The sequence below is a fragment of the Ignavibacteria bacterium genome, from assembly GCA_036262055.1.
Taxonomy (GTDB): Bacteria; Bacteroidota; Ignavibacteria; order Tepidaquicellales; family Tepidaquicellaceae; genus DATAJP01.
Window position 1 is genome coordinate 335962 of record DATAJP010000003.1, and the last position, 13984, is coordinate 349945.

The window sequence follows — 13984 nt, forward strand, 5'->3', positions numbered from 1 at the left end:
GACACATTCAAGGACACTTCTTATATTCAAAACCCTTTAATCGATCGGGTGTCATATGAATCTTAACTTCATATGTGCAGTTTTTCCCTTTAAGCACTATATATCCGTCTTTTTTTAACTGAACATTTACAATATCTATCAAGGATATCTCGGTAGATTCCAGAACATCATTTATGGTCTTAGCAACTGCATTTGAAATGAAAGCGACTTTTTGGGAATCTGTTTCCTGATTTAATAGCATTGAACTTTCAAAAGCTGCGAATATTACTCCATCCTTTTCTGCAGCTACATATTTATAAGCAGTAGGATTCAGGAGTCCATCATACATTGTTCCTTTTTTTATTATATCTTTTTCTGATATTTCATCTTCAGGTTTGGAAGACTTTGAACATGCATTAAATATAAAAAATAAAAAAAATAATACTAAAGCAGATTTAAATGAGTTCATGTTATTTGGGATTTTACGTTAAGTTTAATAATATTTTTTGAAATTGTAAATTTAGAAATAATTTATCCCTCCAGTCCTACCCTAATTACTCCTTCACCGAACTTTGTTTTTATCTTATCCAGCGTTTCGTAGGGAAGAAAAATATTATTCTTAAATAAATTATAACTGTCGCGTTTCAAATCCGGTTTCAAATCCACAACTGATAACCCGAACATTCTCGCTTTCAGTTTTGCAACAGGTGAGGGAATTCGTTTGAATAGTTCTTTTGCAAGCTCAAAGACAATACGGTCGTCGTTTGTATGATGCTCAAGCTCACCGGCAGCGGATTTAAAACGCAAATCTTCATACCTGATTGTCAGATACAAAACCTTTCCGACAATTTTTTTCGAACGCATTTTTCTGCACAGGTACTCTCCCATTCTTCTTATTTCTTTCATGCAGTCATCATATTCATAAATCGAGGTGCTCATTGTGTGGTTATGCGACAAGGATTTTTCTTTTCTTTCTTCTTTTTTGAATATACCCGATGTATCTTCGCCGCGCGCCATTTTATGAAACACAATTCCGTTGATACCGAATTCCTTGCGGAGAAGCTCGGGGTTTGCTTTTGCAAGCTCGCCTATTGTTCTTATTTTATATGCGAACAATCTTCGTTCGATTCGTCTCCCGATTCCCCAGATTTTACCTGCGGGAAGCGGATAAACTTTTTCTTCTTTTTCTTCAGGTTTTAAAACTACAAACCCGTCGGGCTTGTTAAGTCCCGCTCCGAGTTTTGCGTAAGTTTTGTTATTTGAAATTCCTGCGGAGACAGTGAGTCCCTCGACATTTTTTATTTCCTGTTTGATTGCTTGCGCAAGCTTCACAGCAGCATCGAAATTCTTCGCCATTGGTGTAAGCTCAACGAAGCACTCGTCTATGCTGTACTGTTCGATGAACTCCGGCGGGACAAAATTTTCAAGAATCTCAAGAATACTAATGAGTGCGGCTTCGTATTTCTGACCGCAGCAGGGAAGGCAGATTATATCAGGACAAATTCTCAGTGCCTCATACATCGACATTACGGTTGCAACACCTTTTGCGCGCGCCTCATAGGAAGCCGAGAGCACAATTCCTTTGCCGTCTTCGGAGCCGCCGACAGCAACCGGCTTGCCTCGGAAATGCGGGTTGTCGCGCTGTTCGCATTGCGCATAAAAAGCGTCTATGTCGAAGTGCATAAAAAACCTGTTCTTATGCTCCTTGATGCGGTAATCCATGTCCCTGAAGTGTGGAAAGGAATAATTCGGCATCATCCGCACGCGTTTCGCATGCCAGACGTCTTTGCCGTCCTCTCGCGGTATGAAATATTTCGAGCTGACTTCCATACCGTAAATATATAAGGGATATTTGAGAAAAGAAAGTAATTCTTTAAAACGTAAAACGTCAAACGTAAAACAAATATAATGAGAGGATAGATGGAATTTGAGGAGTATTATTAATATTTTAAACTTACTAACATACTATAAAAATAGACATTTTTCTTGAATTGTTTGCGGTGAATTACAATGTTATTTTTATAAAAATAAATAAATAATATGAGATTAAGAGAGGTTAAACTAGTTTTAGAAGAAATATTACTTACTGAATTTAAACGAGTAGATTTTGGTGGAAATGAGCGACATTATTTAGAAAGTTATGATAAACTGTTGGCACTAAAGAGTAATTTAAGTTTGTTAGATATTTTTAATGAAGAATTGGTAACATTAGGGCAAATTGTAGTAGCGAAGGATAATTCAAACAGAACTATAATTTCTTCCAATGATTATTCTCGTCTAGTAAGTACTTTAAACCAAATTAAAGAAAGAAGTAGATTATTATATAATTTTGTAAATCTATATATTAAAAATCAAGATTATTCATTTAGTATAAAAATTCCTGAAGATATCAAAGACGTTCAAAAACTTCAAAAAGTTATTAACGAATTATATATTATTTTCTCTGATCCAATTGCAAGATTAGGAGGAAATATAAAAATCACTGATTATGACATTGGTTCATTGTGGTTAGATTTTAAAACTTTTGTGGAAAATATAGATGAACCAGTGGAAAATGCAAAAATATTAGTCAAGTTTATAGGTTTAATTGTAATAAGTGCTAAACATATTTTGAATGTTAAAAAGAAATTTTTAGAATTTAAAAAAACTTTAAGTGAATTAAAGATTAAAACTACAAATAAGTCTGAAACAGAAAATGAGATTAAGGAAAAATTAAAAAAGGAAATTAGTGAGCAAGCAACTATTGTTATAGAGGCTACCAAGGAAACGATTAAAGAATATGAAGATAGTAAGGTTTCAGAAAAAATTGACATAAAATTAAAAATAACTCCTGAATTAACAAACTCTGTTTCTGCTGCAATTGATAAGTTATCTAATTTATTAGGACAAGGACTTTTTGTTACACCACAATTGAAGGCGCCTGAAGAAACAAAAGAACTAATACCAGATACCCGGCAATTGGAAATTCCAGATATAAAAGAATTACCTCAATTTATACGGGAAGAAGAAAATAAAGAGAATACCGATGATAAATAAATAAAAATTGTCACCTCTAAATTCTAATAAAATTTATTTTTAAATTTGCCAAATCAAAAAATCCTTATAACCGGTGGAAGCGGGATGCTGGGAGAGTATCTCAATGTTTTTCTTTCGAAGGAGAATGAGGTACTCACAACTTATAATAACAATACCGGCAACTGTCTGAATTATAATTCAATCAAAATTGACCTCACCGACTTCGACAAGGTCGAGAAGATGGTGAGGGAGTTTAAGCCGGACGTGATTGTTCACACTGCGGCGATTTCACGCACCGACCTTTGCGACAAGATGCCTTATGAAGAAGTCTATAAAATAAACTCGGAGCTTCCGCAGTTTCTTGCAGAGCTTTGCAATTCATTTTCAGCAAAATTAATTTATACCTCGACCGATTTAGTCTATGACGGCGAGCAGGGAGAGATGCTGAACGAAGAAGCAAAGATAAATCCCATCACGGTCTATGCAGAGACAAAATACAAAGGTGAAGAGCTTATCAGAAAAACTGCAAAGAATTATATCATTTTGAGGCAGGCGTTGATGTATGGTTTCAGTTTGAGCAAAGCGATGAATTATTTTAAGACAATGTATGATAATTTCAATGAGGGCAGAAAAACAAAATTATTTTATGACCAGTATAGAACTCCGATGTCAGTGATTGATTCTGCAAGATTGATTGCGAAATTATGCGATATGGAAGTTGGCAATATTATATTAAATTGGGGAGGTGCAGAGAGAGTGAACAGGGTGGAGCTTGCGGAGACGTTGTGTGAATTGAAGGGTTTTGATAATTCTTTAATTGAGGCAATTTCGATGGATGAAATTTCTAATATAAAAAAAGTTAAGGATGTTTCAATGAATACAGAAAAAATTAAGAAGCTTGGATTGATGCCGTTGGGAGTGAAAGAGGGATTGAGAGAGGTACTGGGATTCCCGCCTGCGCGGGAATGACATTTCTAGTTAAAAGTTTTTAATAAAGATTTGAATAAATCGATATTGAAAGGGGATTCTTCGCTTCGCTCAGAATGACACACTCATGTTGTAATAAAAAAATATATTCATTATTAATTACTCATTACTAATTACTAATTACTAATTATTATTGCACATTACTAATTGCAAATTACTAATTGACAATCGGGTCTTCGGGGAAGGTGGAAATGATGGAATACTCGCCGCCCATGCGTTTGAGCGAGTCAGCCCAGAGATGTGAATGGTCGTTATCAAATAAATTTTCTTCATCGATATCGGAAACATACCATGATTTGGTGTTAATTTCACCGTCAAGTTGGTTGGGACTCCAGCCGGAATATCCCAAAAAAAACAAAACATCATCGGATTTTAAAACGCCTGTAGAAATGAGAGATTTGATTTGCTCGTAGTTGCCGCCCCAGTAAATCCCGTCGCCGATTTCAAATGAATCATCGATAACCGAACCGACCCGGTGAACAATGTTCAGCGTTTCCTGTTCGACAGGTCCTCCGATATAAACATTCGCATCAAATTGAGGAAAGTCCTCGACAACATCATCAAGCTTAATGTCGAGTTTTTTGTTTAAGATAAAACCGACACTGCCTGCATCGTTATGTTCAGTTAAAAAAATTACTGAGCGCTTGAATATATCGTTTAGAAAGGGGGCGGAGATTAATATTTTTCCTTTATCGGGTCTATGCATCATAACAAAATTATTAAAAGAAAAAAATTATTTAAGTAACACCATTTTTTTAGACTGCACGAAGTCATTCGATTTCAGAATATAAAAATAAACTCCCGATGGTAAGCTCTTTGCATCGAACACAATCGAGTTAAAACCTTTTTCCATTTTACCTTCAACAAGAGCTGCAATCATTTTTCCTGTTATGTCATAAATTCTTAAGCTCGTATGTCCGCTTTTCGGAAGATAATAATCAATCTTCGTTGCAGGATTGAACGGGTTCGGATAATTCTGGAATAATTTATATTCACCGACTATCTCGGTTCCGTTATTCACGTTCACGATATTTGCGTAACTGATTTTTGCAATCGTTTCGATTTCCGCAAGTCCGGCAACATTCATTCCGTTCACAGTTCCGGTAAATTCTTTTATACGTACTTTTATTTTGTTGCAAAGAACAGCCGGTGATACAGGAACAGACTTGCCGTCTGGTTTTAAAACACCTGTCGAGTTAATAAAATTCACAACCTCGCCGTCTTTGTAAAATGTAACATCGCAGTCATTAACGTTTATATTAGTACCGTTTTCGGAATTTGAAAGAATGTTATATAATTTTAATTCACGAACGTCCATATATAAATCCCAGCTAAGCTCGAGATACTGGTCTTGCGTTCCGGCAGAAATCCAGTTGACGTTCAGATTTTTATTCTGAGCTTTTCTGTCGATTGCGTTTTTGCCTTTGTAATTTCCCGTTACACTGCTTTCGATTACATGAGCCGAGGTCGAATAATTCGTGAACTGAGCTTCACCGATTGAGTTAGGGAGCGGAATCAATGTGTGTCCTGCGTGGCATCCGACACATTTTGCGCCTGAGCCGTTAATGCCAAAGTTCATTCCCGAAACGTGAGCAAATTTTCCGTTGTTGTTAGTGAGTACTTTTCCGCTGTCATCGACAAGTTGTTCAAATAAATTTACGTTTGCGGGACTTTCACCGCTTGCAAGAAGCCCTGTGAGTTCAATCGGCTGTTCACCGAATAAAATAGGGAAGTCCTGCCCGTTCGGGTCCTGTCGCTGATGATTCATAAAAAATTGAATCTTTACTTTGCGGTTAATCTTAGGGGCATCATCAATCGGAACGTCAACAGGTGCATTTGTATAAATGTTTAGACAATCAAATCTGAATAATCCGCCCTGATAAAAAGTTGAAGGATCAGAAGTCGGCGGAACTCTATTAGTATCAAATGTTGTGAGATAAGGTAATGACGGCGGCACAGGTCTCGCAACCAAAAGTTCTGCATTGAGCTCAAGTGTTCCCGGGAAGTTAATTACCTGCTGTAATCCCGAACCGTTGATATTGCATGTGTAAATTCCGAAATCAGCAGTCAGCGGGTCAGTTGCATAAGACAATAAGATATTTCCGTTATTCAATGGCAACGGGTCGGTTGCATAAGGGGGTGAATATGTTCCTGTTGACGGGGGATTATTAACATAAAGCGACGTTGTTGTATCGACACCGATTATGTGTTTATATTGAGCTAAACCTTTTTCAAAATATCTTATGCCCGGACTTCCTCCTGTGAACGACATGGAAAGACTCGGGACATAAACTCCGAAGAGAGTGCCGTCCTGAGCAACTCTTGAACGGTATGTAAAAAATGATTTACGGTTTCGCGGGTCACCGCTGTAAATTTTCATTATATCACCGTCAGGTCTTATCTGAATGTTCTGCCATATGTTTGCAATATCATTGGTTAAGGCAAGTGAGTCAATGCGTGTGATATTATTAGGTGCTGAGTTACTTGGTCTGTCGATATTTAAAAGCCATCGTGAATAAACTATATGTCCGAGCGGGTCAATTGTAGGTTTCTCAGCACTGTTTCTTTCGGTAGTAATCCTGAACATATTTTGTCCTGTCGAATCCATAATATAAAGATTCGTTGCAGGATAACCGTCAATCTGAGATAGAGTAGGGAATCTTGTCGAAGCAAAAATTATTTTTCCGTTTGGTAAATAAACCGGGTCAATGTCATCATATTTTACAAACTTTGATGCCGCGGGTCCGAATTGTGATAAATTAATGAACCTGTCGGTATGAGTAATTTTTCTTAAGCTGCTGCCATCGGCAGTGATTTCATATATTCTCCAATTGCTGTCACGGTTTTCAATACCAGCAAATAAGATTCTTAAACCATCCCAGCTTACGCAGGGCTGCTGAACGTCAATTAAACGAATGCCGTTGATTATTTTTATGCTGTCAAGAAGTGTTATGACGTTTCCATTAGTTTCTCTTATTAGCATTCTGCCGCCTGGAGCTTTGAACCTTGAAAAGCCGCCCATGCCGGGAAGTAAACCTGCCTGAGGGAAGAAAATATTTCCGTTTGATGCCGGATTTCTTGAAACAAAAACTATAGGGGAGTTAATCTGGGAAAAAACCGGTTCCGTGAGCAGAACTAAAAATAATAAGATTTTATACATATGTTTCAACCATTAAAATTACCCAAAATAATTACTAAATTCACGATACAAAATACACCACTTTTTTGAACAAAAATACTGATAAATCAGTATCTTCATTGATAATTGAATTTTTATTTTATAAGTTCCTATGATGTAAAAAAATTAATTTTAATAACTTTCAATCCAAAAAAATTAAATGAAACCTTCTCTTCTAAAGTATTTTATACTTTCTTTAGCAGTTACACTCCTCGCATTTAGCCAAGTAAATGCACAAGGTTTAAACAGTGTTTATACCCCTGACGGAATTTATGTTACTGCAGTCGGAGATGCAGGACTTGTTTTCAGGTCTTCAAATTCCGGCGACGTCTGGGCTCAATATACTTATGGCTCTGACAATTTTAAATCTGTATATGCAATAGATAATGATGTGTGGATTGCAGCAAGCAGCGGAAAAGTTTATAAAACTTTTAAGACTTCCTCGCCGCTTAGTTCAGTCCAGACCGGAACTTCAAATACTTTTAACTCGGTATTTTTTGTAAATTCTTCAACAGGCTTTGTTTGCGGTGACGGTGGTGTAGTTTATAAAACCGTTAATGGCGGAAACAACTGGACTTCTTCAAGTTCGGGAATTTCTTCTGTTAAATTGAATAGCATTCATTTTTCTGATGCCAACAACGGAACTGTTGTAGGTGATAACGGAACAATTTATGTTACAAATAACGGCGGAAGCGGATGGACACAGCAGACTTCCGGAACCACAAGAAATTTATTAAGAGTCAGAACCTTTTCTAACGGCGCTATTGCAGTTGGTGAATGGGGCACACTTTTAACAAGAAACGGAGTTAACTGGAGTGCATTAAATACCAGGACCCGTTCCGACATTCGCGGAATATCGGGAACTTCAATGACTGACCTTCACATTTGCGGAGGCGGCGGTTTTATAAGAAATAATACAAGCGGCAATTCAAAGTTTTATAATTTCGAAACTAATCCGATGCAGGCAAATCTTGTTGACATTTATTATCACAATGCCACATTGGGATTTGCAGTCAGCAGTTTAAACAAAGTTGTCATAAAAACAACTAACGGCGGAACTATATGGAATTGGCCTTCAGGAACATCAGTTTCAAGAACCTGGCAGCAAAAACTTACAACCAGCGGAGGTATCGGAAATAATTTATGCAGACATCCTTATAATAACGATGCAGTTTTTGTTACTATGGGTAACAGAGTTTATGTAAGCTGGAACAGAGGTGATAACTGGACCCAGATTGCAACATGGGGTGCAACCGGAAATAATGCGCATTCATTTTATGTAAATCCAATTGATACAAATATTATGCTTGCTGCAGTTGAATCTTCACCCGATAAAGTTATTCGCTCAACAAACTACGGTCAAACATGGACTGCAGTTCATTCGGCAAATTTCAGTAACTATGGTCAGCCGTTAGAACAAGATCAAAACAATCCTAATACATATTATTTTGCTCCCGATAACGGTGGATTCTGGAAATCAACCAATATGGGCGCTAACTGGACTGAAATCAGCGGAAATTACCCGTTCAGAAGTCCCTGCGATGTTCTTGTAATGTGGGACAGCTCGAATGTTATTTTTGTTGGTGACGGCGTCACAGGTTCAGGTCAGGCAAAAATTTTCCGTTCATCAAACGGGGGAGTTAACTGGACTGACGTAAGAACAGCAACTGCAAGTGAAATTCCCTCAATGTGTAATACCGTATTTGATTTATCAAAAATTTATGCAACTGAATGGTCGGGTTCACAAATTTACCGTTCAACAAACTTCGGATATAATTTTGAAATTAGTCACAGCACAGGTTTTAGCGGTTGGGCATCTGATATTTGCCACGAGGACCCGAATGTAATTTATACGGGAAATTACGGACCGAGTTCATCATTCACTACAAATAATGGTGCAAACTGGACTACCGGAACATCAGGCATGTCAGGTTCCGGTGCAGGCGTTATCGTTCCGGAAAGAGGATGGATTATCAGCCAGCAGACTTCCAATGTTTTTAAGATGCAGATTACCTATGAGGTAATAACTTCTGTCGAAGAAACCGTTTCTTCAATTATTCCTGAAAGATTCGCTCTTTCTCAGAACTATCCAAATCCTTTCAACCCGGCAACCAAAATTAAATACGATATTCCTGTTAACAGCCAGGTTATGATAAAAGTATTCGATGTTTCAGGAAGAGAAGTGGCTAATCTTGTAAATGAATTCAAAAATGCAGGAAGCTACGAACTTAATTTCAATGCTTCAAATCTGACTTCAGGAGTTTATTTCTATACAATTTTGGCAAATGACTTCAGAGAGACAAAGAAAATGCTTTTGATTAAGTAAATAATTCTTTTTAATTTTAAACCTGATATGGAAAGGAAATTTTTCTGTATCAGGTTTTTTTGTATTCTTTACTCAATAACTCAAACCATATTATATGAAATCTATTGTACTCCTTCTTTCGCTTTTCCTCACAACAAATATTTTTGCTCAGGGTTTTAACAGTGTTACCACAAACGACGGGCAGAACGTTACAGCAGTCGGTAACAACGGATTATTATTCCGTTCATCTAACGGAGGTAATACCTGGTCAAGTAATACAATCGGTACTGACAATTTAATGTGGGTTTGCAGTTATAATGATAATGTTTGGATAGTCGGTTCAGGTGGAAAGCTTTTTAAAACAATGAAAACTCTCTCGCCTATAACAACTATTCAACTGCCTACATCGAATACTCTTAATTCATGTTCTAACCTTGGCATCATAAGTTATGTCTGCGGCGACGGAGGCATCGTATATAAAAGCACTAACAGAGGAAATAACTGGACATCAGCTAATACCGGAATTCCGAATGTTAAGTTAAATTCAATCAGCTTCTTAGATGAAAATAACGGAGTGGTGGTTGGAAATGGCGGTACACTTTATGTTACTACCGACGGTGGTAATTCATGGACTTCAAACCCTATAAGCACCAATAATTTATTAAAAGCTAAATACCTTTCAACCGGCATTGTAGTCGTTGGTGAAAATGGAACTATATTGCGCAAGACCGGTCTTGCATGGTTGATTATTGATTCTAAGACAAAATCCGATATACGCGGCGTGACAGGTACAACCGTAAATGAACTAAGAGTCTGCGGCGGCGGTGGTTTTATCCGGAATAATATCAGTAGTCCAAACTTCTTCAAGTTTGAACAAAATCCAATGATGGCTAATCTTGTTGATATTTGTTATTCGGATGCTAACACAGGTTTTGCAGTCAGCAGTCTTAATAATGCTATTATAAGAACAACAAACGGCGGTGCTTCATGGGAACTGCCGGCAGGAACGACAGTATCATATAACTGGTCGCAAAAAATTTCTCCGGGAAGCGGCATCGGAAATAACCTTTGCATGCACCCGACAAACAAAGATGCTATGTTCGTTGTTTACGGAAACAAAGTTTATGTAAGCTGGAATAGAGGCGATGCATGGACACAGATTGCAACGATTTCAATCGGAACAAGAGCGCATTCTTTTTATGTAAGCCCGGTCGATTCAAATGTCTGGCTTGCTGCAATGGAATCTTCGCCTGATTGCATCGTAAGAAGCACAAATTACGGAGCAACATGGACAAACATACTTGCAAGAAATTTCAGTACTTACGGTCAGCCATTGGAAATGGACCAGAACAATCCTTCAACATATTATTTTGCACCTGACGGCGCAACAACAGGATTCTTTAAATCAACTGATAACGGCGCAACGTTTAATAGCATAACAACCGGTTCAAATCCATTTACAAGCCCTTGCGATATCATCGTTGAGTGGGGGAATTCAAATGTAATGTTCATAGGTGATGATGGCGCTGACATTCATAAGACCACTAACGGCGGAGTAAACTGGTTCACTGTAAAGCCGAGTTCATCTTCCGAAGTTCCTTCGATGTGTAATTCTGTTTTTGACCCGACATTCTGCTATGCTACAACGTGGGGCTCAAGCCAGGTTTTCAAAACAGTTAATAATGGTGATACTTGGGGCATAGTTTCAAATAACTCAGGCAGTGGCTGGGGTTCTGATGTCTGCCGTGAAGACCCTACGCTCGTATTAACAGGAAACTATGGCGCACAGTCATATTTATCAACGAATAACGGAGCAAACTTCTTTAACGTGAATACAGGTCTCAGCGGAGCAGGTGCAGGAATTATCGTTCCTGAGCGCGGTTATTTATTGAATATGCAGACACAGGCGTTATTTAAACTTGTCATTACATATTCTGTATTAACGAGTGTTGACCCTGTTTCTTCATCAATTCCAACGTCATTAAAATTATATCAGAACTATCCTAATCCGTTCAATCCATCAACATCAATAAGATTTGACGTTCCGCAAACTGAAAATATTTCATTAAAAATTTATAACAGCGCTGGAAAAGAAGTGGCAAATTTGTTCAATGGTGTTAAAAATGCAGGAAGCTATGAAGTTCGTTTCAATGCAGACGGATTGGCATCGGGAGTTTATTTCTATAAGCTCATAACAGGAAGTACTTCAATTACAAAGAAAATGATGTTTGTGAAGTAAGAAAATAAAATTAATTTTGATTTAAAACTGAAGGGGCGATAAGCCCCTTTTTTATTTGGTAATATCTTAATTTAAGAAATTAAATTGTATCCCGAACCCTATAGGGTTCGGTTCAGCGAAAGCTAAAGCTTTCGGCTACAAAGAATTTGAAATTAGAACACTACCTTTCATTTTGGAACTTTTGTCTGTCCTTTTTCATTTATGAAATTAAGTTATATTTGTAAATGATTCATAAATTATTTTTAATTTCAATATTTTTAATCCTTTTTTTCTCAAATAAGAGTTATTCTGCCGAATCTCAATCCGATGCAAAGCTTCAGAAAGGAATTGAATATATTTATAACATACAATTCGATTCTGCTAATGTAATCTTCAATGAGATGACCTCTACCAATCCGAATGACCCTGCAGGTTGGTTTTTTAAAATGCTGGTCGAATGGTGGAAGATAAACCTAAACAAAGACGATGAGTCAAACGATGAGATTTTTCTTAATAGCGTAGATAAAGTTATCGAAATAACCGACCGTATTCTTGAAAAAAATGAAAACGATTACACGGCTTTATTTTACAGAGGGGGAGCAATCGGTTATCGCGGGCTTGTCAGGAGCTTGCGTGAAAGCTGGTTTAAAGCTGCAGAAGACGGTAAAGACGCATTAAATCTTTTTACTAAGGCAAGCGAGCTAAATACCAATAATAAAGACATCTTATTTGGGATTGGTTTATATAATTATTTCGCTGAATATGTGCCTGAAAAATATCCATTTTTAAAACCTTTAATGATAATTTTTCCAAACGGGGATAAAGCTAAGGGACTTTTTCAAATCACCGATGCTGCCGACAACTCAAAGCTTGCGAAATATGAAGCACGCGGAATTCTTTCATATTTGTATATAACTTATGAAAACAATTTCTTTGAATCAGAGAAAAATGCAAAGATTCTTATAGAGAAATTCCCCAATAATCCTGTATTTGAGAAATACTTATTTAAAAGTTATATCGGTCTTGGACGTTGGATTGAAGCTTTAAATGGTTGGAAGAAAGTGCTTGAAAAAGCTGATAGTAACAAGGCTGGATATAATAATGATTATACTCGCCGCGAAGCTAATTATTATATTGCAGTTACGTTGTTCAGTATGCGAAATGAGCTTGAAGCCGAGCGATATTTATTAAAATCGGAAGAACTAAGTAATAAAATAGGTGGTTCTGCAGCATATTTGGCTCAAATTTACCTTATGGAAGGCATGCTTGCTGATAAAAAAGGTGACCGGACTTCCGCGATTTATAACTATGACAGGGTTCTTGCGATGGAAAACTTCTCAAATACACACCGCGATGCGACTGCATTCAAAAACAGCCCATATAGATAGCTCTAACCATTAAGTTAATCCATTGAAAAATATGTATTTTTTTATTAATTTTGTTAAAATAAAAAAGAAAAGAGGTAAATAACTTTGTTCAAAGTCATTATTCAGGATGGTGAATCCGTTGATAAAGCTCTTAAAAGATTTAAAAAGAAATACGAGAAGTCAGGCGTGTTAAAAGAGTTCAGAAGAAGAATGTTTTACACTAAGCCGTCAGTTGAGAAGAAAATGCTTAAGGAAAGAGCCATCAGAAAGAACAAAAGAATTATTGACGAAGAAAATAATTAATTTATTTTCTCGTGAGATTGTTTAACCCACCTGCTCTTTTGGCTCGGTGGGTTTTTTAATTTAAAGACGAGTTCCTAATTCTTTAATAATTCAACATAATTCAGTCGAAAACGTATAAAATTTGAAAAGATTAATAAGCAGTTCTGCAATTCAGAAACGTATTAAAGTATTAGCGAAACGAATAGAAAAGGATTATAAAGGAAAAACTCCTGTGTTCTTATGCGTTCTTAACGGTGCGTTTATGTTCTTATCGGATTTGATAAAAGAGGTCAATCTTGATGTTGAAGTATCTTTCATAAAACTCTCAAGTTACCGCGATTCAAAAACTTCAGCAGGTAAAATTGACATTTTACAGGAACTTAATAACGATATTTCTCGTAAAGATATAATAATAGTCGAGGACATAGTCGATACGGGACTGACAATAAAGTTCTTAAAACAAATATTAAAGAAATATAAACCTTCGTCAGTGAGAATTGCAACTTTGCTTCACAAGACGGAAGTTTCAAAAATAGACTTTAAAATAGATTATGTTGGATTTGAAATTGAAAATAAGTTCGTTGTTGGTTATGGACTCGATTACGCACAAAAATATAGAAATTTAAAAGCAATTTATGTAGTTTAAGTAATAA

Annotated in this window: 11 protein-coding genes; 7 read left to right on the forward strand and 4 right to left on the reverse strand. The window is 36.7% G+C overall.

The window, feature by feature from the left end; genetic code table 11:
* Window positions 1–7: 7 nt before the first annotated feature.
* The gene (locus VHP32_08610; GenBank protein ID HEX2787952.1) at window positions 8–448 is read right to left on the reverse strand and encodes a hypothetical protein; all 441 of its coding nucleotides are present in this window, start codon (window positions 446–448) and stop codon (window positions 8–10) included.
* Between the two features lie 62 nt (window positions 449–510).
* Window positions 511–1809 carry a DNA polymerase IV gene (gene dinB, locus VHP32_08615; protein ID HEX2787953.1) on the reverse strand — a complete coding sequence of 433 codons (1299 nt, stop codon included), beginning with the start codon at window positions 1807–1809 and terminating at the stop codon, window positions 511–513.
* Between the two features lie 210 nt (window positions 1810–2019).
* Between dinB and VHP32_08620 the strand changes: the two genes are divergently transcribed.
* Together VHP32_08620 and VHP32_08625 are read left to right on the forward strand one after the other, a co-directional pair.
* Complete coding sequence (locus tag VHP32_08620; protein ID HEX2787954.1) at window positions 2020–3015, forward strand: hypothetical protein; 996 nt, start codon at window positions 2020–2022, stop codon at window positions 3013–3015.
* A gap of 45 nt (window positions 3016–3060) precedes the next feature.
* Entirely contained in the window at window positions 3061–3963 is a 903-nt protein-coding gene (locus VHP32_08625) for an NAD(P)-dependent oxidoreductase (GenBank protein ID HEX2787955.1), read from the forward strand.
* 175 nt (window positions 3964–4138) lie between these two features.
* On the opposite strand, the gene VHP32_08630 is transcribed toward VHP32_08625, so the two are convergent.
* Together VHP32_08630 and VHP32_08635 are read right to left on the reverse strand one after the other, a co-directional pair.
* Window positions 4139–4690: a YqgE/AlgH family protein gene (locus tag VHP32_08630; GenBank protein HEX2787956.1), complete on the reverse strand. Its 552-nt coding sequence runs from the start codon at window positions 4688–4690 to the stop codon at window positions 4139–4141.
* Window positions 4691–4714: 24 nt separating this feature from the next.
* Window positions 4715–7141: a T9SS type A sorting domain-containing protein gene (locus VHP32_08635; protein HEX2787957.1), complete on the reverse strand. Its 2427-nt coding sequence runs from the start codon at window positions 7139–7141 to the stop codon at window positions 4715–4717.
* Window positions 7142–7319: 178 nt separating this feature from the next.
* Here VHP32_08635 and VHP32_08640 point away from each other — a divergent pair, with 178 nt between their 5' ends.
* From VHP32_08640 to hpt, 5 genes are all read left to right on the forward strand, one after another.
* Window positions 7320–9485, forward strand: a complete 2166-nt coding sequence (locus VHP32_08640) for a T9SS type A sorting domain-containing protein (protein ID HEX2787958.1) — start codon at window positions 7320–7322, stop codon at window positions 9483–9485.
* A gap of 94 nt (window positions 9486–9579) precedes the next feature.
* Entirely contained in the window at window positions 9580–11703 is a 2124-nt protein-coding gene (locus tag VHP32_08645) for a T9SS type A sorting domain-containing protein (protein ID HEX2787959.1), read from the forward strand.
* A 224-nt stretch (window positions 11704–11927) separates the two neighbouring features.
* The gene (locus tag VHP32_08650) at window positions 11928–13070 is read left to right on the forward strand and encodes a hypothetical protein (GenBank protein HEX2787960.1); all 1143 of its coding nucleotides are present in this window, start codon (window positions 11928–11930) and stop codon (window positions 13068–13070) included.
* An 84-nt stretch (window positions 13071–13154) separates the two neighbouring features.
* A complete protein-coding gene (gene rpsU, locus VHP32_08655; GenBank protein ID HEX2787961.1) occupies window positions 13155–13352 on the forward strand; it encodes a 30S ribosomal protein S21 in 198 nt (65 codons plus the stop codon).
* Between the two features lie 121 nt (window positions 13353–13473).
* A complete protein-coding gene (hpt, locus tag VHP32_08660) occupies window positions 13474–13977 on the forward strand; it encodes a hypoxanthine phosphoribosyltransferase (protein HEX2787962.1) in 504 nt (167 codons plus the stop codon).
* Window positions 13978–13984: the final 7 nt, after the last annotated feature.

Coding starts and splice junctions, on each gene's coding strand:
- VHP32_08620 (HEX2787954.1), top strand. CDS start 2,020: ATGAGATTAAGAGAGGTTAAACTAGTTTTAGAAGAAATATTACTTACT.
- VHP32_08645 (HEX2787959.1), top strand. CDS start 9,580: ATGAAATCTATTGTACTCCTTCTTTCGCTTTTCCTCACAACAAATATT.
- VHP32_08610 (HEX2787952.1), bottom strand. CDS start 448: ATGAACTCATTTAAATCTGCTTTAGTATTATTTTTTTTATTTTTTATA.
- VHP32_08630 (HEX2787956.1), bottom strand. CDS start 4,690: ATGATGCATAGACCCGATAAAGGAAAAATATTAATCTCCGCCCCCTTT.
- dinB (HEX2787953.1), bottom strand. CDS start 1,809: ATGGAAGTCAGCTCGAAATATTTCATACCGCGAGAGGACGGCAAAGAC.
- VHP32_08635 (HEX2787957.1), bottom strand. CDS start 7,141: ATGTATAAAATCTTATTATTTTTAGTTCTGCTCACGGAACCGGTTTTT.
- VHP32_08650 (HEX2787960.1), top strand. CDS start 11,928: ATGATTCATAAATTATTTTTAATTTCAATATTTTTAATCCTTTTTTTC.
- VHP32_08640 (HEX2787958.1), top strand. CDS start 7,320: ATGAAACCTTCTCTTCTAAAGTATTTTATACTTTCTTTAGCAGTTACA.